At 56.5% G+C, this 23,355-nt stretch carries 25 protein-coding genes; 21 read left to right on the top strand and 4 right to left on the bottom strand.

Annotated elements, in window-relative coordinates; all coding sequences use genetic code 11:
- Positions 1–371: 371 nt before the first annotated feature.
- Positions 372–893 (top strand): glutathione peroxidase, encoded by a 522-nt coding sequence (locus GOX73_RS13450; RefSeq protein ID WP_171123528.1) that lies wholly within the window; start codon positions 372–374, stop codon positions 891–893.
- A gap of 138 nt (positions 894–1,031) precedes the next feature.
- Positions 1,032–1,931 carry a hypothetical protein gene (locus GOX73_RS13445; RefSeq protein WP_254429199.1) on the top strand — a complete coding sequence of 300 codons (900 nt, stop codon included), beginning with the start codon at positions 1,032–1,034 and terminating at the stop codon, positions 1,929–1,931.
- Positions 1,932–2,091: 160 nt separating this feature from the next.
- Here GOX73_RS13445 and GOX73_RS13440 read toward each other — a convergent pair whose 3' ends face one another.
- On the bottom strand, positions 2,092–2,991 hold the full coding sequence (locus GOX73_RS13440; RefSeq protein WP_171134970.1) for a LysR family transcriptional regulator: 900 nt from the start codon (positions 2,989–2,991) through the stop codon (positions 2,092–2,094).
- A gap of 96 nt (positions 2,992–3,087) precedes the next feature.
- Between GOX73_RS13440 and GOX73_RS13435 the strand changes: the two genes are divergently transcribed.
- Complete coding sequence (locus GOX73_RS13435) at positions 3,088–3,735, top strand: class I SAM-dependent methyltransferase (protein WP_253282732.1); 648 nt, start codon at positions 3,088–3,090, stop codon at positions 3,733–3,735.
- Between the two features lie 54 nt (positions 3,736–3,789).
- A complete protein-coding gene (locus tag GOX73_RS13430; protein WP_216598975.1) occupies positions 3,790–4,275 on the top strand; it encodes a GNAT family N-acetyltransferase in 486 nt (161 codons plus the stop codon).
- Here the strand turns inward: GOX73_RS13430 and GOX73_RS13425 are convergent.
- On the bottom strand, positions 4,242–5,249 hold the full coding sequence (locus GOX73_RS13425; RefSeq protein ID WP_171127092.1) for an AraC family transcriptional regulator: 1,008 nt from the start codon (positions 5,247–5,249) through the stop codon (positions 4,242–4,244). The two genes, GOX73_RS13430 and GOX73_RS13425, sit on opposite strands and share 34 nt — an antisense overlap.
- 137 nt (positions 5,250–5,386) lie before the next feature.
- On the opposite strand from GOX73_RS13425, the gene GOX73_RS13420 reads away from it, so the two are divergent.
- Complete coding sequence (locus GOX73_RS13420; RefSeq protein ID WP_171127093.1) at positions 5,387–6,214, top strand: NmrA family NAD(P)-binding protein; 828 nt, start codon at positions 5,387–5,389, stop codon at positions 6,212–6,214.
- Positions 6,215–6,242: 28 nt separating this feature from the next.
- A complete protein-coding gene (locus tag GOX73_RS13415) occupies positions 6,243–6,647 on the top strand; it encodes a DUF4345 domain-containing protein (protein WP_171127094.1) in 405 nt (134 codons plus the stop codon).
- A 184-nt stretch (positions 6,648–6,831) separates the two neighbouring features.
- Here GOX73_RS13415 and GOX73_RS13410 read toward each other — a convergent pair whose 3' ends face one another.
- Both GOX73_RS13410 and GOX73_RS13405 read right to left on the bottom strand, forming a co-directional pair.
- Complete coding sequence (locus tag GOX73_RS13410) at positions 6,832–7,704, bottom strand: amidohydrolase (protein ID WP_171127095.1); 873 nt, start codon at positions 7,702–7,704, stop codon at positions 6,832–6,834.
- Complete coding sequence (locus GOX73_RS13405; protein WP_371808186.1) at positions 7,701–8,702, bottom strand: ester cyclase; 1,002 nt, start codon at positions 8,700–8,702, stop codon at positions 7,701–7,703. Before GOX73_RS13405 ends, GOX73_RS13410 begins: the two co-directional genes overlap by 4 nt.
- Positions 8,703–8,865: 163 nt before the next feature.
- On the opposite strand from GOX73_RS13405, the gene GOX73_RS13400 reads away from it, so the two are divergent.
- From GOX73_RS13400 to GOX73_RS13330, 15 genes are all read left to right on the top strand, one after another.
- Positions 8,866–9,912, top strand: coding sequence for an ABC transporter ATP-binding protein (locus GOX73_RS13400; RefSeq protein ID WP_171124870.1), 1,047 nt, complete (start codon positions 8,866–8,868; stop codon positions 9,910–9,912).
- A gap of 74 nt (positions 9,913–9,986) precedes the next feature.
- A complete protein-coding gene (locus GOX73_RS13395) occupies positions 9,987–11,198 on the top strand; it encodes an ABC transporter substrate-binding protein (protein ID WP_171124868.1) in 1,212 nt (403 codons plus the stop codon).
- A gap of 67 nt (positions 11,199–11,265) precedes the next feature.
- Positions 11,266–12,288 (top strand): carbohydrate ABC transporter permease, encoded by a 1,023-nt coding sequence (locus GOX73_RS13390; RefSeq protein WP_171124866.1) that lies wholly within the window; start codon positions 11,266–11,268, stop codon positions 12,286–12,288.
- Between the two features lies 1 nt (position 12,289).
- Positions 12,290–13,444, top strand: a complete 1,155-nt coding sequence (locus GOX73_RS13385) for a carbohydrate ABC transporter permease (RefSeq protein ID WP_171124864.1) — start codon at positions 12,290–12,292, stop codon at positions 13,442–13,444.
- Positions 13,445–13,571: 127 nt separating this feature from the next.
- On the top strand, positions 13,572–14,102 hold the full coding sequence (locus GOX73_RS13380; protein ID WP_170566240.1) for an ester cyclase: 531 nt from the start codon (positions 13,572–13,574) through the stop codon (positions 14,100–14,102).
- A 10-nt stretch (positions 14,103–14,112) separates the two neighbouring features.
- Positions 14,113–15,444, top strand: a complete 1,332-nt coding sequence (gene hisD / locus GOX73_RS13375) for a histidinol dehydrogenase (RefSeq protein WP_171127097.1) — start codon at positions 14,113–14,115, stop codon at positions 15,442–15,444.
- Positions 15,441–16,496, top strand: coding sequence for an ester cyclase (locus GOX73_RS13370; RefSeq protein ID WP_171124858.1), 1,056 nt, complete (start codon positions 15,441–15,443; stop codon positions 16,494–16,496). Before hisD ends, GOX73_RS13370 begins: the two co-directional genes overlap by 4 nt.
- Complete coding sequence (locus tag GOX73_RS13365; protein ID WP_171127098.1) at positions 16,493–17,257, top strand: SDR family NAD(P)-dependent oxidoreductase; 765 nt, start codon at positions 16,493–16,495, stop codon at positions 17,255–17,257. The genes GOX73_RS13370 and GOX73_RS13365 overlap by 4 nt, the downstream gene beginning before the upstream one ends.
- Positions 17,257–18,300 carry a LacI family DNA-binding transcriptional regulator gene (locus tag GOX73_RS13360; RefSeq protein WP_217351012.1) on the top strand — a complete coding sequence of 348 codons (1,044 nt, stop codon included), beginning with the start codon at positions 17,257–17,259 and terminating at the stop codon, positions 18,298–18,300. The genes GOX73_RS13365 and GOX73_RS13360 overlap by 1 nt, the downstream gene beginning before the upstream one ends.
- Positions 18,297–19,286, top strand: a complete 990-nt coding sequence (locus GOX73_RS13355; protein ID WP_171124854.1) for an ester cyclase — start codon at positions 18,297–18,299, stop codon at positions 19,284–19,286. The genes GOX73_RS13360 and GOX73_RS13355 overlap by 4 nt, the downstream gene beginning before the upstream one ends.
- A gap of 154 nt (positions 19,287–19,440) precedes the next feature.
- A complete protein-coding gene (locus tag GOX73_RS13350) occupies positions 19,441–20,400 on the top strand; it encodes a cupin (RefSeq protein ID WP_171127099.1) in 960 nt (319 codons plus the stop codon).
- On the top strand, positions 20,397–20,753 hold the full coding sequence (locus GOX73_RS13345; RefSeq protein ID WP_171127100.1) for a class I SAM-dependent methyltransferase: 357 nt from the start codon (positions 20,397–20,399) through the stop codon (positions 20,751–20,753). Before GOX73_RS13350 ends, GOX73_RS13345 begins: the two co-directional genes overlap by 4 nt.
- Before the next feature lie 74 nt (positions 20,754–20,827).
- Entirely contained in the window at positions 20,828–21,952 is a 1,125-nt protein-coding gene (locus tag GOX73_RS13340) for a cobalamin-independent methionine synthase II family protein (protein WP_171127101.1), read from the top strand.
- Positions 21,949–22,644: an alpha/beta fold hydrolase gene (locus GOX73_RS13335; RefSeq protein ID WP_171127102.1), complete on the top strand. Its 696-nt coding sequence runs from the start codon at positions 21,949–21,951 to the stop codon at positions 22,642–22,644. The genes GOX73_RS13340 and GOX73_RS13335 overlap by 4 nt, the downstream gene beginning before the upstream one ends.
- Positions 22,641–23,336, top strand: a complete 696-nt coding sequence (locus tag GOX73_RS13330) for an RraA family protein (protein ID WP_171127103.1) — start codon at positions 22,641–22,643, stop codon at positions 23,334–23,336. Before GOX73_RS13335 ends, GOX73_RS13330 begins: the two co-directional genes overlap by 4 nt.
- The last annotated feature ends 19 nt before the right edge of the window (positions 23,337–23,355 follow it).

The raw sequence follows: 23,355 nt of genomic DNA, 5'->3' as shown, positions 1-23,355 counted from the left end.
AGCAATGCAGGCGTTGTTTAGGCTGCAGAATACGTCTTCTTCACTATTGCGTTTGGAGCCCGTCGCAACGCGGAAGTTCAAAGTGCAAAGGCGCCAAAAACAGTATTGCGCTTCGCAAAATGTCGAGCGCATTCAAAGTTCTGGTATGATTTTCTGCGTCTCAGCAACGACCGATTTCAAAGACATTCGGAAGAAGCCGTTTTAACATTGCCACTGAGGAACCAGATAATTTCTGATCATGGACTTGTATTGAGCTTTCGCACATCCCCAATTTCTATCTCGGAGTTGCGCGCGGCCCGCTCGCTATGTCCACAAAATGAAATCCGTCCGCATTGTTCTTCCGTATCCAAATATGAAACTGGAGGTTTGGAATGTTGCGGATAATTGTGCTTTGCGGCTTGCTATTGCTAGGCGAACAAGTGCGCGCCCTTGAACTTGACGCGAAGTTTGACTCGATTGACGGGGGAACCTTGTCTTTGTCAGATTGGAACGGTCAACCGGTTCTAGTTGTCAATACGGCATCCCAATGCGCGTTCACCCGTCAATACCGGGGGCTTCAAGACCTTTATGATAGGTATCGCAACCACGGATTGGTTGTTGTCGCGGTCCCTTCGGATGACTTCAAGCAAGAACTGGCCACCAACGACGAAGTGCGCGATTTCTGCGAACTGCAATACGGAATCGATTTGCCGATGAGCGTGATAACACACGTGACCGGCCCTGACGCTCACCCTTTCTTCCGGTCCTTGAAAGAGGAGGAAGGATTCATGCCAAGGTGGAATTTCAACAAGGTCTTGATCGGCCCCGATGGCACAGTCGTAGAAACCTACAGGTCAACCGTTGATCCGCTTTCGGCGTCCATTACGAACAAGATCGAGGAACTCCTGCCATGAAAAACCGCTCCAGACGGATCACACTACCCATTCGTCACAAAACGCAAGCACCCAGATGATTGTGCGGGTATCGGACTTGAACCGCTCGTCCAGCAATGGCATCCCAAAAGGAAACCAGTCTCACGTGGAAAATGTCAGATGAAAAATCTTCTTCTAACGTGCTGCTTTGGATTTGTTTTTCTTGGGTTCACCGCGTTTCCGTCGGCTGCCCAGCCTCGGTTAGGATGGGCGTATCAGGTTGATGGGCTTGCCGCGTTTCAAGGGGATGCGGATTTGAGTGGCGGTGGGAAGTTCTCTGCAAGTCGAGCGTTTCTACGTGCTACCGCACTTTACAATCTAGAAGGCGGAAGCAGCGTTGGGCTTTCCACCAGCTTTGGCAAGCTGGATTATAATTTCAGCCAATCTAACAACCAGCCTTGGGAAAACATCCGGGACCTTCGCGTAGCTGTTCCTGTCCGGTTTCGTGTGGGGGATACAACAACGGTTTTTGTTTCGCCACAGATTAGGTGGGACTACCAAAGCGGGGCCTCCTCATCTGACGGTAGAACCTACGGTGTTTTTGCAGGTATTGCATGGCAACTGAACGAGCGCCTAACGATAGGTCCGGCCTTTGGCGCGTTTTCTGAATTTGACGAAAGCGGTACTGATTTTTTTCCGGCTCTGCTTATCGACTGGGACATAAATGACCGCTGGAATTTGAACACTGGCTCTGGTGTCGGAGCAACGCAAGGCCCCGGGTTGTCGCTGAGCTACGCTCTAAATGAGGCTATCGACCTTTCGTTGACCGCACGCTCAGAGAGAATTCGTTTCAGGTTGGATGGGGATGGCCTCGCCCCGGATGGGGTGGGTGAAGATAAGAGTATTCCTGTGGTTCTTTCTCTTGGGTACAATCCGAATCCTGGAATTTCATTAAGTGTATTTGCGGGAGCAGAATTTGATGGCCGCCTAACGCTAGATGATGCGAACGGAGTAGAAATCAGTCGGCAAAGGTATGACACTGCACCATTGGTTGGGCTGGCGTTTAGGGTCAGGTTCTGATCGCAGCATTGAGCCTGTTTGCCAGATGTGTGCGGAGGTTTTTTCGCGGCTGAGCTGAACCACTGCATTGTCCGCAAAGAGGTCAGTTAGACGGAACATAGCGAATGGCTGCTCTGAGCCCGAAGCAGACTCCGGTTCACGACACCAGACCAACGCACGTTCAATAATTTGTCCGCGAGCCGAGATGGTCTGAAAGCTGATCAAAAACCAACCTGATCCTTCGCGCTGTTTGTAACTCAGAGTGTGTGGCCAACCAGATAGGAAATTTGAATGGTTCGCGTTCGGGCAGAACACGCTCCACACCGGGTGTAAGGGCCGCCACATCGTCTGACATAACACTAATGCCGAAGCCTTGGCGCACAAGCTCCCATGACACTATCCCGCTCTGCGATCCAATCCGAAAATTCTTGCGGGTTACTTCGATGTCAGCCGGATTGAGAAATCCAATCATCGTGTCAACATCGCCAAAGCCGACGAAATCCAACTTAGCAAGTTCGTCTTCATTTCGTGGTCGCCCAACCTGTTCGAGGTATGAAGGGGCAGCGTAAAAATGTGCCGTCGCTTCTGCCACGAGCTTTGCAATCAGATCCGGCTGTGTCGGGCGCACATGCCGAATTGCGATATCTGCCTCGCGCCGCTGTATGTCTCGTATGTCATTTGCTGCGACAACGTCGATCTCAAGCCGCGGTGCCGCGAGCCTGATCTGTTTGAGAATAGGCGGTAGCTGATAGGCTGACATCACGTCGGACGCAGTGATCCTGACTTGCCCTTCAACTGCTTGTGACTGGCTTGTTGCGGTCAGAGAAATTCTGTTAGCGACATTTGCCATTTCACTGACATGCACCAAAAGCTCAGCACCGGCTGTTGTCAGATTAAGCGACTTGCCAACCCTTTCAAACAAGGTGACGCCAAGCGCCTGTTCCAGCGCGGCGACCTGACGACCGACGGTTGGCTGGGTCTGCTCAAGCACGCGCGCCGCGGCGGAAAACGAGCCTTCTTCTGCCGTTGCAAGAAAGGACCGAGCCTGGTTCCAATCGAAATTGATAGCCTTCCAATTCATGCATTAATGCATAACAGTTCTGCAATATCTGGCAATTTAATAAATCGGCGTTTTAAGATATTGGCTGCGGTGACAACAAAGGAAAAGAGAAACGATATGGCTGCATTGTCCAAAGATACCGCATTTTGGAGCAAGATTTCGCGCAAATATGCGGCTGATCCTATCCGAAATATGGAAGGGTATCTGAACACGCTCGAACGTACAAAGTCCTACCTGAAAGCCGAAGACAGCGTGCTGGAAATCGGGTGTGGGACGGGGTCAACCGCGTTGCTACTGGCACCACATGTGGCTCAAGTCACTGCCACCGATCTCGCACCGGGGATGATCGAAATCGCCAACGAAAAACTCGCTGAAGAAGAGCTGGAGAATGTAACGTTCAAAGTGGCCGAGGTTCTGCAGCACGATCCTAACGACGGTTCTTACGACGCTGTCCTCGCACATAATCTACTGCACCTTGTGCCCGATATGGGCCATGCACTCGAACACATTGCGACCCTTACAAAACCCGGTGGGGTATTCATTTCCAAGACCGTTTGCGCTCCAGAGAGTGGAGGGTTCAAATATGGCATAATCAGCCGAATAGCGATCCCGATTATGCAGGTGCTCGGGAAAGCTCCGTTCGTAAATTTTGTATCCGTAGCTGAACTCCAGCTCGCCATTGAACTTGCGGGCTTCGATATCGTCGAGACAGCGGATCAAGCCGGGTTATTGCCGAGCCGGTACATTGTCGCGAGAAAGCTGTGAAACAGTATTCGCGCCATAATTACTTTGCATGCAAGGGACAGCTCGGGCCATCAAATGAGTATAATGATAAAAGATGGGATTTCATTTGCACGCCTTTCGGAAATCGATCCGAATGACATTGCGGTTCATATGTCCGACCCCCGGGTAGCAGAGCATATGCCGCTTTTGACGTTCAAATGGAATGTTGACGTCGCAAGAGAGTTTATCGCCAAGAAGGAAGGCTACTGGGCACGGGACGGTCTTGGACATTGGGCATTTTTGTCAGGCGGTCGGTATGTTGGTTGGGGGGGCTTTCAAAAAGAAGATGACGAATGGGATTTTGGGTTAGTTTTGCGGCCCGACGCCTTTGGCCTTGGGAAACGGATTTCCAAAATGGCAATCGACTTTGCGATTGCTGACAAACGTATCCCCTTTGTCACGTTTCTGCTGCCACCAAGTAGAAAAAATCTGGGTGCGCTCCGGAAACTCGGTGCCAAACACATCGGCGAGATCGAATACGAAGATGCTCAGTTTCTCAAGTTTCGCCTGGATACGGAATGAACTCCGTTCTTTCTGATTTTTCCCGGTGGTGCGCCAAATACCCGTTTAAAGGCTTTGTTGAACGCAGGCTCTGACAAGTATCCGATGTCAGCGGCAATCTGCGAGATTGGTTGATCGGTGGACACCAACCTTTCGCTGGCAAGGTGCATACGCCACGTTGCAAGATACTGGATTGCTGGAACGCCTACCAACTCAGTAAACCGTGCCGCGAAAGCGGATCTGGACATACCAGCAACCTCCGCGAGAGACTCGACTGTCCAACCCGCAGCAGGCGCACGGTGAATCGCGACTATCGTGCGCCCGATCTGCGGGTCTCGCGCAGCTTTTAACCAGCCTCGATCTGCATCGGGTGCGCTGTTCAGCCAACGACGAATGGCCTCAATGACAACCACATCGGCCAGTCGCGTGATCACGGTTTCGCCGCCCGGTCTCAATTCCCGCGCCTCTTTTGCGATGAATTGCAAAGTTGCCTGTAACCAGCTTCCGGCGTCCTCCTCCCACGGGTCGATTTTGAGTACATCCGGAAGCAAACGCATCAACATATCACTGGCGGCGTGATCTATTCGGACCAAGCCGTACATGATGCCCGTCTCCGCGCCGCCGCCGCCGTATTCCAGTGTTTCATAAAGCTCGGTTACCTTGCGAATGGGCAACTCCTCCAGCGTCAAAAGCGGCGTGTCATCTGAGCTAAAGAAACCGACCGGAGCTCCGTTGGTCATCAAGACCAGATCGCCTTTTTCGACCTCGAACGGGTCATCGTCACCGACCTTCATCAAGCACCGCCCGTGTGTGATGACCGCAAAACTCAGTACGCCGGGAAATCCCGGTATCGATACGCCCCATGGTGCAGTCATGCGAGACTGGCAATAGAATGTACCTGTCAATTTCAGCAAATGGAGGATTTCCCCCAGCGGATCGCCGATCGGCTGTGCCAGTGCATCTGGGTCAGGGACATGCTGTTCAACCTTGTTCATGTGGGGACCTTGGCTGAAATTTAGCTCTTCGTCTATCGAATTTGGACGATCGAATAAGAATATCGGATTCTGAAGAATAGAACATCTCTATTGATTGCCTAATTTCGGGCCATCAAGTGAACTCATGGAGATGACCAATGATACAGCAAACCATTCTTGTACTTGGCGCAACAGGCAAAACCGGATCGCGGATCGCGACACGTCTGGAAGAAAAAGGGCAGACAGTCCGGCGCGCATCGCGGAACAGTGAAACGCCATTTGACTGGGAACAACCGCAGACCTGGCCCGCAATCCTGGAAGGCGTCTCGTCTGCCTATATTTCTTACTTTCCTGACATCGCTTTTCCAGGCGCGGTTGAGCAAGTCGAAGCCTTCACAGCATTGGCTCGTGAAAAGGGATTACGGCGTTTTGTGCTGCTAACCGGGCGTGGCGAGTTTCATGCGGAACGAGCGGAAGCAGTCGTACGCAATTCCGGAGTTCCGTTCACTATCGTTCGTGCAGCATGGTTTGCACAAAACTTCTCTGAAGGGGCATTGCTTGGTCCGGTCATGGCAGGTGTCTTGCCGATGCCCGCCGGTGATGTACGCGAACCAATCATCGACGTGGACGACATCGCCGATGTTGCCGTAGCTGCTTTGACAGAAGAAGGACACGACGGCGAACTGTACGAGGTCACGGGACCACGCCTCATGACGTTTGCTGACATTGCCGCAGAGCTTTCGCGTGCCATGGGACGGACTGTGCAATACCTGCCAATTTCATTCGAAGACTTCCACGCGGAAATTGCCCATGCGAATGGCGAGATGATTGCTGATGTGATTACGGACATCGCGCGTGAAACGCTGGACGGGCGCAATGCGAACCTCGCGGACGGGGTCCAGCGTGCGCTTGGACGCGCGCCACGCGACTTCGCCGACTTCGCAAACAAAGCTGAAATGTCTGGCGCGTGGACCAAAGCCGCTTAAGCCAGGCCAAAGGACATTGGAGACAAACATGAAACTTGAACTTAGAGGCAGACTTATCTTGGGCATGTCCGGATTAACTGCATTCGCCATAGGTCTGGCCATCACTCTGGACCCACAGTCTTTCTACGCCAACTACGGCATCGTACTCTCGCCGCAGCCAAACCTGATGAGTGAGTTGCGTGCACCTGCTGCCAATCTCGCGGTACTTGGCCTGATCATTTTGTGCGGAGCATTTTACAAAAAGTTGGTTCAGGCCTCAGCCTTGCTTGGGGCTACGGTTTTCTCAGCTTTCGCCGTGGGCAGGACGATCAGTTTCGTCCTCGATGGTTGGCCATCCGAAAACATTCTTGCCGCATTTGCGATAGAGGTTTTGCTTGCGGTGTTGTGTTTGTGGGTTGTCGGTGGAAATGCGAAATCTGCAGCGCCGGCCTGAGACGGCTTTGTCCGCAAAGCCGCCGTTCATGCAAGTTACAGCGAATTACTGCTTCGAGCCCAAGTGGACCTTGCTTCTTGGCGCAGCATCCTCCTCAATGGGCGGAAAGCGGCCATTCGCTGCGGCTGCAAAGCTGACACTCTTGAAACTACGCGGAAGCCTTTTAGTTCGCGTGCGTCCTACCCTAATCGATGTAGTAAAAGTGCCTTGATGAGTTGCAGAAAACGTCGGTGTGGTTCTCCCTCGGGATAAGGAGTTGATATCGATGAGCAAGCTCTTCGTAAGTAGACGAAAGGCTATCAACCGGAAAATTTGATCCGAACATGCAACGATCTGCGCCGAATTTTGACAAGCAGGTCGAAACGATGTGGGAGACGCTTTCTGCGCTCCAGTTGTGGTCAAACATCCCGAGGCCAGAAAGCTTACAATAGACCTGTGGCAGGTTCGACAGTGCCGTCAGCGCGTCCGCCCATTTCTGTATCCCCGTTGCGGACCGGTCATGGGGCGAGCCAGCATGGCAGAGCGCGATCTGCGTATCCGGGGCCTTCGCAAGCACACTTGCGGTTTTTTTCATCAGCTCGGGCAACAGTTGAAGATCAAAGGACAAACCGCGCTCGCCCAGTTGCCTCAGGCCAGACAGGAACCTTGGGTCCTGAAGCAGCGCATTCGTGCCCGTTTTTGCATCCTCTCCCGGGGCGCGGCCAATGATTTGACGCACGCCGCGCACAGACGGCAACGTTTGGAGGCGGTCAAGCTGTTCGCTCAAATCACCAGCAGTCAGGTCGCAGAAAGCAATCTGAACCAACGGCCAATCCGGGGACTGATCGGCCACTGACTGCACCCATTGCGCCTCGGCCCAAGGATCGGCTGCGCCGACCTGAACGTGAACCGATGCGGTGAAGCCTTGAGCCTGGGCATCTGCGCGAAACTCCGGCAACAGATAGTCCCGTTGAATCGAGGCTGGGTCGCCGAAAAAGCGGACGGCACCTTTTTCCATGAGCCAGGGATAGGTTACGGCCGTAAGGTCCCACAGATGGTGGTGCGCATCTATTCTCATGGTGTTTCGATTCCTGTGGTGCGGCCCAGAATGTCTACCCCTTGCCCTTTCCAGAAATGCAGCAAGTCGATGAAAATCCAATTCTCGGCCAGCTTGTCGCCTGCGCGGCGATAGATATCAATCACCCTGAACTCACCGGGTTTTCTGGTGGCTGGCATCCCCATAAACCCACCCGAAGGAATTGCAGTGAAATTGGGCCAACCAAAAAAGCCGCCATAGTGCCCCTCGGCCAAACGGCAGATATGGCTGGTTTTTGTCCGGTCTGTGAAAGTGGCCCGGAAGGGGCCCGAATGTTGCCTTGCGTATCGGTCGATTGAGTAGGTCGCGCCAATCCCCTCTGGGCCCCACCAGATCATGTCATCATGCCAGGCTCGGGCCAGTTCATCCTCAATAGATAACCCGCTGTCCCATTGGCCGAGATCCGATATCATTGCGTTGATGACTGCTAAGGTCTTTTCGCCCTCGTCGACAGGTTGTTTGTTCCATAGCAGACCGTCATGGGTCATTGGTCCGGGCTGAACCAGATGCGCCGCCGTTTGTGGTGGAAAGGGGTTCTGTCCGGCCTGAACCATCAGATGCGGTATATCAAAATACATTGCCGTTTCGACAATCCTGTCACCGACAATTTTGTAAAATGCGCAATAGCGCAGGAAAGCCAACTTGCCAGTGGGGCGGATGCCCAGCCACGGCTGGTCGAACAACCCCATCAGATGCCCCATGGATACAACCCAGACATCCGCATCGTCCCGCAGCGAGTTTTGCCCTGCAAATAGGATATCTATGCGGTTTTGCAGCCGTGTCAGGCTGCTTTTCAACGGTTGCCAGAAATACCGGGCAACTTGGTTGGCACCGATGATCTGGTTGAAGGGATGAAAGCCGCGCCACAGCAAATCAGGGGCGCAGAATTGGCTCAGGACATTTGAGGTTTCTTCCTGTGTCGCGGTTTCCAGCGCGTTGTGAAATGCAGAGACAAGGCTTTTTTCTGTCTGAAAGGTCACGGTATTTACCATTGCGATCAAGTTTTACGGTTGGTTTACAGCCGTTGTGAGTCGGGTGTCCCGCGCATTCTTGCATACGTATGCAAAAATGTCTTGCCAGAATTGATAAGTGCATATTACAGTTTTGCAAACGTATGCAAAACGAATCCTTGCAGGGGGCATCATGGCGGAAATTCAATTGCGCAACGTCGGCAAGCGCTGGGGCTCGTTCGTTGGGGTTCATAATTTCGACCTGACAATTGCGGATCGTGAGTTTCTGGTTCTGCTGGGGCCGTCGGGCTGTGGCAAAACCACGACGATGAGGATGATTGCCGGGCTTGAAGACGTGACCGAGGGTGAAATTCTGGTTGATGGCAGAGTCGTCAACGATCTTGAGCCCAAGGATCGGGACGTGGCGATGGTGTTCCAAAGCTACGCTCTGTATCCGAACATGAACGTCTATGAAAACATCCGCTTTCCTCTGAAAGTGCGCGGGATTGATCCCTCGACCCATGACGAAAAAGTTCGCCAGGCCAGCGCGATGGTGGAATTGGATGACTTCCTGCATCGCAAACCTGCCGAACTGTCTGGTGGACAGCGTCAGCGCGTGGCGTTGGCCCGCGCCATCGTGCGCGAGCCGAACGTGTTCCTGATGGATGAACCGCTGTCCAATCTGGACGCCAAGCTGCGGGTGTCGACGCGGGCGCAGATCAAGAACCTCAGCCATGAACTGGCGGTGACGACGATCTATGTGACCCACGACCAGATCGAGGCGATGACGCTGGCTGACCGCGTTGTCGTCATGAAACAGGGCGTAGTTCAGCAGGTCGGCAGCCCGACCGAGATTTACGACCGGCCTGCCAATACATTTGTCGCCAGCTTTATCGGCTCGCCTGCGATGAACCTCATGGACGGAGAGGTGTCGGGCGGTGTGTTCCGCGCCGAGAACGTCCAGATTCCGGTCGATGCCCCCGATGGCCCCCTGACCTTGGGTTTCCGGGCCGAAGACGCGGGCCTTGCCGAAGGACAGGGCGAAATTACGGCTCCGATCTACACGCTCGAACTGCTGGGTGACGCGACCATGATCTCGGTCCGCGTCGGTGGTGCGCTGGTGTCCGTGAAAGCCGACAAAGCATTCCGCGCCGAGATCGGCGAAAGCGTCTCGTTCTCGGTGCCGAAAGACATCTGTCACCTCTTTGAAGCTGAAAGCGGTGCGCGGATCGGGGCATAGCCCCACAACAGCCCAACCGGGCACACAACCGGTCCGGACGTCGACGACGGACCGATCCTGACAGGGAGAAACGCATGAAACTCAAAACAATCCTCTTGGCCGGTGCCATGTCCTTTGCCGCCGCAGGCGCGTGGTCGGACTGTGCCTTTGAAAACGATGTCCCGCTAAAGTCGCTCTCGGCCGGGTTTGAAGCCTGGAAAGCCGTGACCGACGCGATGGCCGAGTGCGGCAATTTCAGCGCCTCGCTCGATCAGGAATTCCGCGAAAAACAGCCCGAAGCGTTTGCGGCTGATCCCGCGCTCTACCAGATTGGCGGCGTCTCGAACGCCACGCTGGTGCCGCTGCTGAACGCGGGCACTATCCGGCCGCTGGATGATCTGGTTGAGAAATACGGACAGGACCTTCTGCCGAACCAGTTGATCAAGGTGGACGGCAAAACCATGGCGATTGCTATGATGGTGAACGCGCAGCACCTGATGTATCGCGACGACGTTCTGGCCGAGCTGGGCATCGAAGAACCCAAGACCTATGCCGACGTTCTGGCCGCAGCCGCCAAGATCAAGGAAGCGGGCGCCATGGACTATCCGATTGGCGGTACGTTCAAGACCGGTTGGAATCTGGGTCAGGAATTCGTCAACATGTACCTTGGCGAAGGCGGCCAGTTCTTTGGCGACGGCAACATGCCCGCGATCAACAACGAACAGGGCGTAGCCGCGCTTGAGACGATGAAGGCCATGACCGAGTTCATGGACCCGGAATATCTGGTGTCGGACTCGACCTATGTTCAGCAGCAGTTCCAGCAAGGCAAGATTGCGATGGCGAACCTTTGGGCCAGCCGCGCGGCTGCCATGAACGACGAAGCCGAAAGCCAGGTGGTTGGTAAGGTTACGATGGCCGCAGCCCCGATGGGATCGGCTGTTCCTGCGACCACGATTTGGTGGGACGGTATCGTGCTGGCCTCGAACATGAGCGATGAAGAGGCCGACGCCGCCTTCCGTGTCGCACTGGAAGGTATGGATGGTGACATGGTCAGCGCCAACAACGACACGGCGGTCTGGCTCAGCACTGCGTATACCCCGGGCGATCTGGCCGCCGGTGCCGCGGCCTCGGCCGAAGGTGGCGCCAAAGCCTATCCTGCGTCCGGTCCGATGGGCATCATGCACACCTCTCTGGGCAATGGTCTGGCGGACTATCTGACCGGTGCCAAGGATGCGCAAACCACACTGGCCGACATTGAGGCGGATTACATCACCGCTGCGAAAGAGGCTGGTCTGATCAGCAACTGATCCTCTCTGGGGAGGGCCCTGTGCCCTCCCGCTTTTTCCACCCGAGAACCATGAGAAAGGCAGAGCCATGAATTTCCGGACATTTGCCGCCTTTGTCGGCCCCTCTGTCTTTATGATGCTTCTCTTTATCGCGTTCCCGCTGGTCAGCGTGTTCAAGCAGAGCTTTTACGTCACCCAGCCGATCTATGAGACGGTTGAGAAGGAAACCTGCACGCCGGGCTTTCTCACGCAGACCTGCGTGACAGAGCTGGTGTCGCAGCCGAAACTGGATGAACACGGCGAGATTATCACCCAGACCCAGTATGTCGGATTGCAAAGCTACCGTAACGTGCTAGAGCCCGAGCGAGCTTGGCGCGCGATCAGCGACGGGAATTGGCAGGTTCTATCCACGATCAACTTCTGGAAAGCGCTGCGCTTCACGCTGACCTTCACGCTGATCACGCTGCCTTTGGTGGTCGGATGCGGTCTGGGTATCGCGGTTTTGATCAACAATGCGGCCCGGTCGATACGAGGCCCCGTGATCTTTATCTCGCTGCTGCCCTTCATCATCACGCCTGTGATCGGCGTCTTGTCGATCAACTGGCTGTTTCGCGGCGACGGGATCATGACAGCGTTGATCGAATGGTGGTTGAACCGCGACATCGCGTTGTTTGCCCAGGCGTGGACGATCGAAATCCTGATGATGCTTTACCGCGTCTGGCACGTCGCGCCGTTTGCCGCCATCGTCTTCTATGCGGGTCTTCAGACCGTCAATCAGGACAGTCTGGAAAGCGCCGTCATCGACGGGGCAACGCGCTGGCAGCGGATGAAGTACATCGTGATCCCGCATCTGATGCCGCTGATCATCTTCGTGTCGATGATCCACCTGATGGACAGCTACCGGGTGTTTGAAGAGATCGTCGGCTTCTCGAGCCAAGGCTACGTCATCTCGCTGCAATGGCTGACCTTCGATTATCTGACGCCGGATCAGGCGGGTAACCGGTCGATCAGTCGGGCCTCGGCCAACTCGATGTTGACCATGATCGGTGTTGTCATCCTGCTTATCCTGCCGCTGCGCCGTACATGGCGCGATCACAAAGGAGGCCACTGATATGTCCTCACGCGCGCTTCGCCAGCCTTTCAGCCTGCGGCTGACCTCGAACATCTTTCTGGCGCTTTGGTGCCTGATTGCGGCCTTCCCGATCTTCTGGATCGTGGTGATGAGCTTCAAGTCACCCGTCGATGCCTTTGACAGCAACGCGCTGAACGTGATTTTTGGCCCCGCGACCTTGGGCGTCGGAAAGGGATTGTCCCTGCTGGATATCATTCTGGGTATCGCGATGATCTGGGGAACGATCACTCTGGCAACCAAAAAGCTGCCGTCGATGATCAAATCCTACACCAAGCCCAGGCAGGAGTGGTTTGGCTGGCTGATCGGCGTGCTGGCTTTGCTGGTTGGCTTCCTATTGGTGTTTTTTGTTGTACTTCCCGCCATTCTGAATGTGCTGAATCCAGTATTCGGTCCTTTGGGGCGGGACGTGCTGGGCCTGACCACCGAACATTACAAAACGGTCTGGATTGACCGGGGGTTCTCGAACAACTTCAAGAATTCTCTGATCGTTACGACCGGGGTGGTTACCGTGTCCCTGACCGTCGGAACGCTGGCCGGGTACGGTCTGGCACGGTCCGGGTCCACGCTGGCATTCTGGATTCTGATTGTGGCTTTGGTGTTCCGCGCACTGCCGCATTCGGTTCTGGTTGCGGGCTACCTGCCAGTTTTCATCAATTCGGCCGAATGGCTCAGCCCCATTCTGGGGGAAAACGCGCCGACCCTGTATGGCAAACCCTTCGCGGTCATCGCGGTTCTGGTTGCGATCAACCAACCCTTTACAATCTGGATGCTGCGGTCCTTCTTCCAGAATATCCCTGCCGAACTGGACGAGGCCGCCCGCGTCGATGGGTGCAGCCATTTTCAGGCGTTCCGCCGTGTGATCATGCCGGTGATGTGGCCGGGGGTCATCACAACCGGACTGTTCAGTTTCCTTCTGGCCTATAACGACTTTCTCGTCACCGCGCTGCTGCTGGATGCACAAAACCAGACGATGGTTCCCGCTATCGTCGGCATGTTCAACCGTGAGACCACGACCACCGATCAGGTTGTCGCCGTGGCCGCCGCCGTGTCGATCACCGCGCCGCTGATCTTCCTTGTCCTGATCTTCCAGCGTCAGATCGTCAGCGGTCTGACAGCAGGGGCGGTGAAAGGCTGATGAGCAACCACGCCCGCCATAACGCCATGTCGCGCCACCCGGCGCTGAACAGGATGCCCAGAGATTTTCTGAGTGTCGGGGGTCACGCCCCCAACACCACTCTCTGGCAACCTGAAAGGATATGGAAATGAAAGGTTCGCGCCCCGAACAAGCGGTTTTGACCCGTGACACTGACCTGAGCAAAACAGACGACACGCGCCGGGTTATCGAAACCATGGTGGATGGTCTGAATGACCATCGCATTGACGACATTGGCGAGTTTTTCGCGCAGGGCTTTCGCTGGATGGGCAATCAGGGCTGCGGCACGAAGACCGGCCTGCAGGAATTCCAGAACAACTGGCAGCGCCCGTTTCAGGCGGCGTTTTCCGACAAGGTCTGCATTGATGAGGCCCGCCTTTACATGGGGGAATGGGCTGCCGCCTTCGGCCGTCAGGAAGCAACCCATTCCGGCGAGTTTCTGGGCATCGCCGCGACAGGAAAGCGGGTCGAGATCCGGTACATGGATTTCTGGAAAGTCGTCGACGGCAAGATTGTCGACAACTGGGTGAACGTGGATTTTGCCCATGTCGCAGCCCAACTGGGCGTTGACCTGTTCAACGGTCAGGGCTGGGAAGCATTTGACCGAGGGGAAAAACTTCCACCTCGGCCCGAAAACTGAGGATTGAAAAATGGCAATCGAGTATCTCAAACGCGGTAAATCTGACGCTGACCGGGCCGAAGATGACGCCAAAACCCGTGCCGTGGTCGAAGCGACGCTGAAAGACATTGAAACCCGCGGCGATGTCGCCGTGCGCGAGCTGAGCGAGAAATTCGACAATTATTCACCGGCCTCGTTCCGGCTGTCGCAGGACCAAATCGAAGACCTGATCAGCCAGCTTTCCGACCGTGAGCTGACGGATATCAAGTTCGCCCAAGAGCAAGTGCGTAACTTTGCGCAGGCGCAACGGGATTCGATGCTGGATATCGAGGTCGAAACCCTGCCGGGCGTTATACTGGGCCACAAGAATATCCCTGTGCAGTCCGTTGGTTGTTACGTTCCCGGCGGTAAGTTCCCGATGGTGGCTTCGGCGCATATGTCGGTGGCGACGGCGTCCGTTGCGGGGGTTCCACGCATTATCGCCTGCACGCCTCCGTTTCAGGGCAAGCCAAACCCTGCGGTCATCGCGGCCATGCATCTGGGCGGAGCACACGAAATCTATGTCATGGGCGGCATTCAGGCCATTGGCGCAATGGCGCTTGGCACTCAGACAATCAACCCCGTTCATATGCTGGTCGGCCCCGGCAACGCCTTTGTCGCCGAAGCCAAACGCCAGTTGTTTGGCCGTGTCGGCATCGACCTGTTCGCAGGCCCGACCGAAACCATGGTGATTGCAGATGAAACCGCGGCCGATGCGGAACTGTGCGCGACCGACCTGCTGGGTCAGGCTGAACATGGATATAACAGCCCCTGCGTGCTTTTGACCAACTCGCGCAAACTGGCCGAGGAGACTTTGGCCGAAGTTGATCGGCTGCTGGACATTCTGCCGACGGCGGACACCGCCAAAGTGTCGTGGGCGGAATATGGCGAGGTCATCGTTTGCGAAACCTATGACGAGATGCTGAAGGTGGCCGACGACATTGCCTCGGAACATGTGCAGGTGATGACGGATCGTGACGATTGGTTCCTTGAGAACATGACCTGCTACGGGGCGCTGTTCCTTGGGGCTCGCACCAATGTGTCGAACGGGGACAAGGTGATTGGGACGAACCACACCTTGCCCACAAAGAAAGCAGGGCGATACACGGGCGGTCTTTGGGTCGGCAAATACCTGAAAACGCACTCGTACCAGAAGGTTCTGACCGACGAAGCGGCAACTCTGATCGGTGAATATGGCTCGCGCCTGTGCATGCTGGAAGGGTTTGTGGGGCACGCGGAACAATGCAACGTGCGCGTTCGCCGGTATGGGGGCATCAACGTGCCATACGGAAAGGCGGCGCCGTATAGGGATGCGGCGGAATGAGTGACCAGCACAGTCTGCACAAAGACCTGATCGCCCCGCTGAGGGCAGCGATGTACGACTTTTCCGAAGCCGGGGTGCGTCGCGTCCTGGCTGATCTTTGTGCGCCCGATGCCTTGTTCCGCCTGTGTCATCCGTTCGGAGACATGACCGGCAGCGAAACCTACTACGATGGCGTTTACAAGGGCTTGCTGACGGCGTGGCCCGATCTGGAACGGCGCGACTATATCGTCATGGCCGGACCGGATGAGTTTGGCGCTGATTGGGTCGGTTGCGGCGGGTACTACACCGGCACCTTCACCGGACCATGGCTGGATATCCCGCCAACAGGTCATCAGGTCACGATGCGGTTCCACGAATTCTATCGGTTCGTGGACGGTAAAGTGGTCGAGATGCAGGCGCTTTGGGACATCCCCGAGGTGATGATGCAGGCAAATGCGTGGCCCATGGCCCCCAGCCTTGGCCGCGAATGGCACGTGCCCGGTCCTGCGACCCAAGATGGGTTCGTGCCCGGCCCCTATGATGCGGCCAAGGGCAAGGAAACCTGTCAGCACATCATCGACATGCTGGAATACCTCAAGAAACACCCATCAGAGGGCGGTCCCGAAGTGATGGAGATGGAGCGGTTCTGGCATCCCCGTATGAACTGGTACGGCCCGTCCGGGATCGGCACAGGGCGGGGTATTTCCGGGTTCCGCAACTGGCATCAGATCCCCTTCTTGAATGGCATGCCAGATCGCGGGCAATATGTGGATGACATCACCTATCACTTCTTCGGAGATGGAGAGTATGCGGCCGTCACTGGTTGGCCCAACATGATCCAGACTGTGACCCATGACGGCTGGATGGGCATTGCGCCTTCAGGCAAAAAGATCACCATGCGCAGCCTCGATTTCTGGCGTCTCGAAGACGGCAAAATTCGCGAAAACTGGGTGCTGGTCGATCTTCTGGATGCTTTTCGGCAGCTTGGCGTTGACGTCTTTGCCCGTCTGCGGGAATTCAATAAGGCCCGCAATCTGGGCCGTATCGAAATACCTGACGGAATGAGCCAATGACAGACCTGCCCCGAACGCCATCCTTTTCCCTGAACGGCAAAACCGCCCTGGTGACCGGAGCGTCATCGGGCATCGGGCAGGGATGTGCCGTTGCTCTGGCCGAGGCCGGGGCACATGTGGTGTGTGCGGCGCGCGGGGCAGATCGGTTGCAAGACACGGTGGCCGCGTTGCAATCGAACGGCTGGTCCGCAGAAGCATTGGTCGTGGATCAAACGGATCTGGAGGCGCTGAAAACCCTGTTTGCGTCCCGTGTGTTTGACGTCGTCGTCAATTCCGCGGGATTGGCGCGGCACAGCCGGGCGACCGAGACAACGCCCGAGGATTTCGACGCGGTCGCAAATCTGAACCTGCGATCCGCGTATTTCCTGTCGGCCTATGCAGGCAAGGCTTTGATCAACGCGGGCAAACGCGGCTCGATCGTCCATATCTCAAGCCAGATGGGTCATGTCGGCGGGATTGACCGGGCGGTCTATTGCGCGACCAAGCACGGGCTGGAGGGTATGGTTAAGTCGATGGCCATCGAATGGGGCAAACAGGGCGTACGGATCAACACCGTGTGCCCGACCTTCATCCGCACGCCGCTGACGCAATCGACCTTCGACAATCCCGAACGCGCCGCGTGGATCATGGACATGATCAAGCTGGACCGCGTGGGCGAGGTCGAGGACATCATGGGTGCCGTGCGCTACTTGGCGTCGGACGCGTCGGCGCTTGTGACCGGCACCTCCATGTTGATTGACGGCGGGTGGACGGCAGACTGATGGCTGAGAAAATTACATCCCTTCAGGTCGCGCAGCGCGCAGGCGTCAGCCAGTCCGCCGTCAGCCGCGTCTTCACGCCCGGAGCATCCGTCAGCAAGAAGACCGAGGAAAAAGTGCGCAAAGCCGCTGAGGAGTTGGGATATCGCCCAAACGTGCTGGCCCGCGCCATGGTCTCTGGCAAAAGCCGCATCATCGGTTTGGTGGTCGGTTATCTGGACAACTACTTTTATCCCGAAGCGTTGGAGAAACTGTCGAACGGTTTGCAGGAGCATGGCTATCACGTTCTGATATTCATGGCCTCTCGGTCGGCTGGCAACATAGACGACGTGATGGAGGAGATTCTGGATTATCAGGTCGACGGCGTCGTTCTGGCCTCGGTCCCGATGTCTTCCGATATCGCGACGCGGTGCCAGCAGGCAGGTGTCCCGGTTGTCCTGTTCAACCGTAGTCAGGATATCGAGGGGATCACTACCGTCACGTCGGATAACTACGCAGGCGGCCGAAAGGTGGCCGAGTTCCTTCTGGCGGGTGGGCACGAACGGATCGGCTATATCTCGGGGTGGCAGGGCGCCTCGACTCAGCGTGACCGCGAGGCGGGTTTTCGGGCGGTGTTGTCCGAAGCGGGTCGATCCGTGTTTGCGGTGCAGGACGGGATGTTTCACACCGAAAACGCCCAAGCCGCTGCGCGTCAGATGTTTGATGTAGACCCCGACGAACGCCCCGACGCGGTATTTGTGGCCAACGACCACATGGCATTGGCCGTGATGGACGTAATCCGGTTTGAACTGGGGTTGCGCATCCCCGAAGATGTCTCGGTCGTTGGTTATGACGACGTTCCTCCGGCTGGATGGCCAGCGTATAACCTGACAACGATCCGACAACGGGCCAATCTGATGGTCGCGGAAACCGTCGCGGCCCTGCTGGACCACATTCAAAATCCCGATGCAGCCGAGCCACGCAAGGTCGCGATTGACGGCCCACTGGTCGTGCGAACCTCGGCGCGGCTGCCGCGGGGCTGGACTCCACAAAGGACAGAAACATGAAGGGCTTTGATCCGAAATTCCGGGATTTCCCGGACTATATCGTCGGTATCACCAAGGAAATCTGGGAAGATCGCGGTATCGCGACCTTGCACGACTACTACGGTGAGGACATCGTGGTCCGGTCGCCCGGTTCCGTCGTTTTGGGGAACCAGAACGTGATCGGCGCGACCATGGCGACCTTGGCAGAGTTCCCGGATCGCCAGCTTCTGGGCGAGGACGTGATCTGGTCCGGCACCCCGGAACAAGGCATGCTCAGCTCTCATCGCATTCTGTCCACGGCCACACATTTGAGCGAAGGCGTCTATGGCAAGCCCAAGGGAAGCAGACTGCAATACCGGATCCTCGCGGATTGTCATGCGAAAGATAACAAGATCGATGACGAATGGCTGATCCGGGATCAGGGGGCGATCGTCCGTCAGTTGGGCTGGGATCCCAAGGGCTATGCGGCCGATCTGATCGCGCGGGAAAGCGGCCCTGAAAAATGCGTCCGGCCCCTGACCCCATCCAACGATGTCGAAGGTCCCTATAAGGGAAAGGGAAACGACAACGCGTGGGGCCAGCGCCATGCCGATCTGCTGACCCGGATGATGAACGCGGATATGGGCGCGGTCGAGCGTGACTATGACAGGGCCGTGCAATCCGAATACCCAGGTGGTGTGACAGGGCATGGGTGGGATCCGGTTGACCGGTTCTGGATGTCATTGCGTGCCGCGATGCCCAACGCCACGTTCACCATCCATCACCAGATCGGGCGCGACGATCCCAACATGCCGCCGCGCTCGGCCCTGCGGTGGAGCCTGCACGGAACCCATGACGGTTGGGGCACATTTGGCGCGCCGACAGGGGCCGAGCTTTATGTTCTTGGCATCAGCCATGTCGAGTGGGGAGAGCTGATTGGCGGCGACATCAGGGTTCGGCGCGAGTGGACCCTGTTCGATGAAACCGCTGTTTGGAAACAGGTGCTGCTGGCCACAGGGGACGTGTAATGCCGCAAAGCCTTGCCTTGCTCGACACCAGCGAAGGAACCCGGCGACTGCATTGTCACCGGGCGTCTTTGCGGGCAAGGCGGCTGAACAATCGTCCTCCGGGCGCAATGGGTTCGATCGACCTGCCGCACTGCTATTCGTTTCGGAGACTATCATGAGCACAATACAACACCGCATCGTTCGCTATGGCGAACTTCGGCCCTGCAAAACCGCCTTTATCGACGCCCACACACCGGGATCGGACCAAAAGGAAAACTTCACGATCATCGGCGGCGGGGTGTCCGAGTCGCCTGATCAGCACGTCCACATCACCGATAAGATCGGGTTCAACATTGGCGCGGCGGGACAGCCGCCCAAGTGCCGCAACTCGCTGCACAGCCATACAACTGCCGAGGTGTTCTTTGTTGCCAAGGGCTGTTGGCGCTTTTTCTGGGGTCGCTATGGGACAGCGGGCGAGTTCATCGCCGAAGAGGGTGATATCTTCAACATTCCCACGGGTATCTTCCGTGGTTTTGAAAATGTCGGCCAGGACTACGGCATGATCATGTCGATCCTTGGCGGGGATGATGCAGGCGGCGGGGTGACATGGGCTCCGCAGGTGATCGAGGACGCGCAGGCGCATGGGCTGATGCTGGGTGACAACGGGGTTCTTTATGACTCCAAGAAAGGGCAGGAACTGCCTCACAACGTGCATCCTATGCCGGTGCTGACCGACGAACAGTTGAAAGACTACCCTGAGGTTCCGGTCGAAGATGTGGTTGGCAAATACGTTGCTCGTTACTGGGACCTGATGGCGCTGTCAGCCAATAAACCGGCCCAAGTGATCGGTGAAAACGGTCTGATTAAGGATAAGCCCGGGTTCGAGGTCGACTTCCTTGGGCGTGGATCTAGTGTGACCGATCCGGTTGTCGCTGAGAAACCGGTTGTTCTGATGCCCGCAAGCGGACACTGGCGGGTTTCGGTCGAGGCGTTTGAAACCACAATATCAAATGGGGATACTGCCTTGGTTCTGCCGGGGGAACGCTATAGCGTTGAACCGTCGATGACCGGGCAGGCGGGTCTATACCGGATCAAGGCGACTGACGACCCGGCAGGAGCAACCTGGACTGGATGATCGCGGATCCCGAAGATACCCACGCCGTCTACGAGCGTCAGGCCAAGGCTTATGACGATCAACGGTCGCGTGAGTGCTGGCCAAATGCTGATTGGCGCCAGGCGGACGGGCGTACTTTTGAGTTGGATCAACTTTTCGATGGGATCATTGCCTGGAACAATTTCTCCCACCTGACTGCAGACCAACAAAAAGAAGGTATCGCCCGCATGGCGCGCCATGGTGGAATGTTGTTGCAGACCGTTGGCCCCAAAGCGGGGGTAGAGCACGGCACGGTTGGAACAGAAAGCGTTTATCACGCCTCGTTGTCTCCGACCGGCTATCCCGTGTGCCTTGATAAAGTGGTCTGCGTATGACTGGGCTCCTTGCAAAGAAAAAGGAAACCGAAAGCCACAGCGTGCTGATGGCGCGAAAGAATTAGGAGGGCTCAATGTCGGTCCAGACTACTCATGTCGGGTCTTTGCCGCGTTCGCAGGACGTGGTGGATTTCATCTTTGCCAGGGAACGGGGCGAACCCTATGACGCAGCCGCGTTTGATGCCTGCATGTCCGACGCCGTAACTGAAACGGTGAGCAAGCAAGTTGAAGCCGGGGTGGACATTGTCAGTGACGGCGAGACCTCAAAGATTTCATACGCGACTTACGTAAAGGACCGTTATACAGGCTTTTCCGGTGACAGCCCGCGTAACGCCCCCGCCGACCTGAAAATGTTCCCCGGCTTCCTGCAACGGTTGGCTGATGACGGTGGCACACCACAATACGCGCGCCCCATGTGTACCGGAGAGGTGCGCTCGAAGGGGCAGGGCGAACTGGAAAAAGATATAGCCAATCTCAAGGCCGCGATGACGCAGCATGGGGTGAAGCGCGGGTTTATGAACGCTGCGTCGCCGGGCGTGATCTCGCTTTTCTTGCAGAACGATTTCTATTCGACGCGAGAGGCCTATCTGGCCGCCCTGGCCGATGCGATGAAAGAGGAATACGAAACTATCGTTGCAGCCGGTTTGGACTTGCAAATGGATTGCCCCGATTTGGCCCTGTCTCGCCATATGCTGTTCACTGATTTGTCTGATGAGGAGTTTGTCAGGATCGCCAACATGCATGTTGAGGCCCTGAACCATGCGCTGCAGAACGTGCCGCAGGATCGCGTCCGGGTGCATATCTGCTGGGGTAACTACGAGGGTCCGCATTGCTGTGATATTGCGATGGACAAGGTTTTCAGCACGCTGATGGCCACCAAGTCGCGTTATGTCCTGTTCGAAACGTCCAACCCGCGCCACGCGCATGAATGGACCGTATTCCGCGACCGTAAAGCCGAAATCCCCGGTGACAAGGTTTTGGTGCCGGGCGTGGTCGATACCACCACCAATTTTGTCGAACATCCAGAGCTTGTCGCCCAACGGATCGACCGATTCACCAACATCGTCGGTACGGATCGTGTGATCGCAGGCAGCGATTGCGGCTTTGGTACTTTCGCCGGGTTCGGCGCGGTGGACCCGCAGATTGCCTACGCCAAGCTCATCGCACTGTCCGACGGCGCAAAGCTGGCCAGTGCATGACGCCGCTTATCTTCTTACCGGGCATGATGTGCGATGCCCGCCTCTTCGGTCCTCAGATCCAGGCTTTGTCGGGCAGGGTGCCCGTGATGACCTTCCCATTGAGCCAGCACGACAATGTAGAGGCGATGGCGGTCGATACCCTGAATCATGCGCCACCAAACTTCGCCCTCGCTGGCCTGTCCATGGGCGGTATCGTGGCGATGGAGGTGGTGCGTCAAGCACAAGACCGGGTCACGCAATTGGCTCTGCTCGACACCAACCCGCTGGCCGAAAAGCCCGAGGTCAAAGCCCGCCGCGCGCCGCAGATGGCGGCTGTAAGTGAGGGTCGACTATGGGATGTGATGCGGGATGAGATGAAGCCCAACTACCTTGCTGACGGTCCCCGGCAAGGGGCTATTCTTGACCTGTGCATGGCAATGGCAACCGATCTGGGCCCGGATGTGTTTCTGCGCCAGTCGCAAGCGCTGATGGGCCGTCCAGACCAATGCGCGACCCTTTCATCCTACGCGGGCAAAACACTGGTCCTGTGCGGGCGGGACGACGGACTTTGCCCGGTTGAACGTCACCAGATGATGCATGACCTACTGCCGCAAAGCACGTTGGAGATCGTCGACGGGGCAGGTCACTTGCCCACACTGGAAAAACCCAAGGAAACCACAGCGGCCTTGATCCGCTGGCTGGAGGACACATGACACCATCCTTATTGTCTCTGCTTCGCAAGGTCGACACGCCCACCGTCTGCAACGCCATTGAGGTGGCGCAGGGCAAACGCGGGTTTGACCGGTTCACGCGTGGCACCATGCTCAGTTCGGCACCGAACGAACCGGCAATCGTCGGCTATGCGCGCACCGCTAAAATTGCAGCGGTCCATCCGCCGACCGAGCCACAGGAGCTCATCAAATGCCGACGCATGGCCTATTATAAATATATGGCCGAAGGCCCAAACCCATCAGTCGCGGTGATTGAGGACGTGGATTACCCGGACTGCATCGGAGCTTATTGGGGTGAGGTCAACACTACGGTTCACAAAGGCTTTGGCATGTCTGGCGTGGTGACCAATGGTGTCATGCGCGACCTCGGAGACCTGCCCGAAGGTTTCCCAGTTGTCGCCGGTTCGATCGGGCCGAGCCATGGTTTCGTCCATGTCCGCGAGATCGACACGCAGGTCTCGGTATTCGGTCTGACGGTCAATTCGGGAGAACTGATGCACGCCGACCGACACGGTGCTCTGGTGGTTCCCGAGGATGTCGTCGATCAATTGGAAGCCGCAGTCCAAAAGCTATTGACAACAGAGCACATTATCCTCGACGCGGCGAGCCAGCCGGGATTTGATTTTGAAGTATTCGAAACCGCTTGGTCAGCCTTCGAGAAAGCGAGGGTATGAATTTAGGTCACTTCGTCTT

The sequence above is a fragment of the Ruegeria sp. HKCCD7221 genome (assembly GCF_013031225.1).
In the GTDB taxonomy this organism is placed as follows: domain Bacteria; phylum Pseudomonadota; class Alphaproteobacteria; order Rhodobacterales; family Rhodobacteraceae; genus Ruegeria.
The sequence above is the reverse complement of the archived record's forward strand: the minus strand, read 5'-3'. Positions and strand labels throughout refer to the sequence as shown.

Excerpts from the sequence above, each read along its gene's own strand:
- GOX73_RS13365 (WP_171127098.1), top strand. The coding sequence starts at position 16,493 with ATGACAGACCTGCCCCGAACGCCATCCTTTTCCCTGAACGGCAAAACC.
- GOX73_RS13340 (WP_171127101.1), top strand. The coding sequence starts at position 20,828 with ATGTCGGTCCAGACTACTCATGTCGGGTCTTTGCCGCGTTCGCAGGAC.
- GOX73_RS13410 (WP_171127095.1), bottom strand. The coding sequence starts at position 7,704 with ATGAGAATAGATGCGCACCACCATCTGTGGGACCTTACGGCCGTAACC.
- GOX73_RS13390 (WP_171124866.1), top strand. The coding sequence starts at position 11,266 with ATGAATTTCCGGACATTTGCCGCCTTTGTCGGCCCCTCTGTCTTTATG.
- GOX73_RS13440 (WP_171134970.1), bottom strand. The coding sequence starts at position 2,991 with ATGAATTGGAAGGCTATCAATTTCGATTGGAACCAGGCTCGGTCCTTT.
- GOX73_RS13330 (WP_171127103.1), top strand. The coding sequence starts at position 22,641 with ATGACACCATCCTTATTGTCTCTGCTTCGCAAGGTCGACACGCCCACC.
- GOX73_RS13420 (WP_171127093.1), top strand. The coding sequence starts at position 5,387 with ATGATACAGCAAACCATTCTTGTACTTGGCGCAACAGGCAAAACCGGA.
- GOX73_RS13445 (WP_254429199.1), top strand. The coding sequence starts at position 1,032 with ATGAAAAATCTTCTTCTAACGTGCTGCTTTGGATTTGTTTTTCTTGGG.
- GOX73_RS13450 (WP_171123528.1), top strand. The coding sequence starts at position 372 with ATGTTGCGGATAATTGTGCTTTGCGGCTTGCTATTGCTAGGCGAACAA.
- GOX73_RS13415 (WP_171127094.1), top strand. The coding sequence starts at position 6,243 with ATGAAACTTGAACTTAGAGGCAGACTTATCTTGGGCATGTCCGGATTA.
- GOX73_RS13355 (WP_171124854.1), top strand. The coding sequence starts at position 18,297 with ATGAAGGGCTTTGATCCGAAATTCCGGGATTTCCCGGACTATATCGTC.
- GOX73_RS13360 (WP_217351012.1), top strand. The coding sequence starts at position 17,257 with ATGGCTGAGAAAATTACATCCCTTCAGGTCGCGCAGCGCGCAGGCGTC.
- GOX73_RS13350 (WP_171127099.1), top strand. The coding sequence starts at position 19,441 with ATGAGCACAATACAACACCGCATCGTTCGCTATGGCGAACTTCGGCCC.
- GOX73_RS13370 (WP_171124858.1), top strand. The coding sequence starts at position 15,441 with ATGAGTGACCAGCACAGTCTGCACAAAGACCTGATCGCCCCGCTGAGG.
- GOX73_RS13400 (WP_171124870.1), top strand. The coding sequence starts at position 8,866 with ATGGCGGAAATTCAATTGCGCAACGTCGGCAAGCGCTGGGGCTCGTTC.
- GOX73_RS13435 (WP_253282732.1), top strand. The coding sequence starts at position 3,088 with ATGGCTGCATTGTCCAAAGATACCGCATTTTGGAGCAAGATTTCGCGC.
- GOX73_RS13385 (WP_171124864.1), top strand. The coding sequence starts at position 12,290 with ATGTCCTCACGCGCGCTTCGCCAGCCTTTCAGCCTGCGGCTGACCTCG.
- GOX73_RS13380 (WP_170566240.1), top strand. The coding sequence starts at position 13,572 with ATGAAAGGTTCGCGCCCCGAACAAGCGGTTTTGACCCGTGACACTGAC.
- GOX73_RS13345 (WP_171127100.1), top strand. The coding sequence starts at position 20,397 with ATGATCGCGGATCCCGAAGATACCCACGCCGTCTACGAGCGTCAGGCC.
- GOX73_RS13335 (WP_171127102.1), top strand. The coding sequence starts at position 21,949 with ATGACGCCGCTTATCTTCTTACCGGGCATGATGTGCGATGCCCGCCTC.
- GOX73_RS13395 (WP_171124868.1), top strand. The coding sequence starts at position 9,987 with ATGAAACTCAAAACAATCCTCTTGGCCGGTGCCATGTCCTTTGCCGCC.
- GOX73_RS13430 (WP_216598975.1), top strand. The coding sequence starts at position 3,790 with ATGAGTATAATGATAAAAGATGGGATTTCATTTGCACGCCTTTCGGAA.
- GOX73_RS13425 (WP_171127092.1), bottom strand. The coding sequence starts at position 5,249 with ATGAACAAGGTTGAACAGCATGTCCCTGACCCAGATGCACTGGCACAG.
- hisD (WP_171127097.1), top strand. The coding sequence starts at position 14,113 with ATGGCAATCGAGTATCTCAAACGCGGTAAATCTGACGCTGACCGGGCC.